The sequence below is a fragment of the Syntrophaceticus schinkii genome (assembly GCF_000946815.1).
GTDB classification, from domain to species: domain Bacteria; phylum Bacillota; class DSM-12270; order Thermacetogeniales; family Thermacetogeniaceae; genus Syntrophaceticus; species Syntrophaceticus schinkii.
The window spans coordinates 1-981 of sequence record NZ_CDRZ01000128.1; the positions used below are offsets into that span (position 1 = coordinate 1).

The window sequence follows — 981 nt, forward strand, 5'->3', positions numbered from 1 at the left end:
TGGTCGATAGGTTTTTCCGGACAACCGTCTGCAAATAATTCAAGATAAGACTGGACAGTTAAAGGAGTTTCGAGTAAGATTCATTTCAGTGTTTTTTAGGGAAGGGGGACTTGGCGGGCGTGCCATAGGGGTTCCCCTTCTCGCTATTTATCCTTCCGTGATGATTGTCATGTCAATAAATAATCCATATGTCAATCAGTATGCATCATTTACGTCATAAAAAGCAAGAAAAAAATCCTCTCCCCCCGTCATTGGGAGTGAGAGGCGACACTATACCGGATCAGCGTGTTAAAAGAATAATCGAAAGATCCGGCTCTAAATTAATTTTTTGTCTTGAAGAGATAGTATTAGATACCACTAACATCATGATCATTGATAATACGAAAATAAATGAGTTAATTTCTTCTTTTTTAGGCAAAACCCCCGACATTAAATTTAGAGTACACAATGATGATGTATTCTATATTATTTATACATCAGGGAGCACAGGTAACCCCAAGGGTGTACAAATAACATTATCTTCATTAGATAGTTTTGTTAAGTGGGGGTTAAATATCTGCAACCTGAACAACAAGCAGCAGTACGTGTTTATGAATCAGGCTCCATTTTCTTTTGATCTATCTGTTATGGACCTATATTTATCCTTGGCAAGCGGTTCAACCTTATTTAGCATTGATAAACAAATGATTTCTAATCTGGGTGAACTTTTCAGGTATTTTAGTCAGGCAAAAATAAATGTCTGGGTTTCTACTCCTTCATTTGCGGAACTATGCCTTGCAGATAAAAGCTTTAATGACCTGTTACTACCTGACTTAAAGCTTTTCCTATTTTGTGGGGAAGTACTGTCCAATAAATGTGCGGAAAAACTATTGGAACGTTTTAAAAATGCCAGGATTTTTAATATGTATGGTCCAACTGAAACCACTGTTGCAGTAACAGCAGTTGAAATTACCCAAAAATTATGCAAAAGCTATAATCCAT

The 981-nt window shown here is 36.6% G+C and carries 1 protein-coding gene; it reads left to right on the plus strand.

Annotation, left to right across the window (positions count from 1 at the left end; translation table 11 throughout):
- Positions 1 to 257 precede the first annotated feature (257 nt).
- Positions 258 to 981, plus strand: a 724-nt coding sequence (locus SSCH_RS06205; RefSeq protein WP_232294258.1) for an AMP-binding protein, incomplete at its 3' end; no start/stop codon positions are given.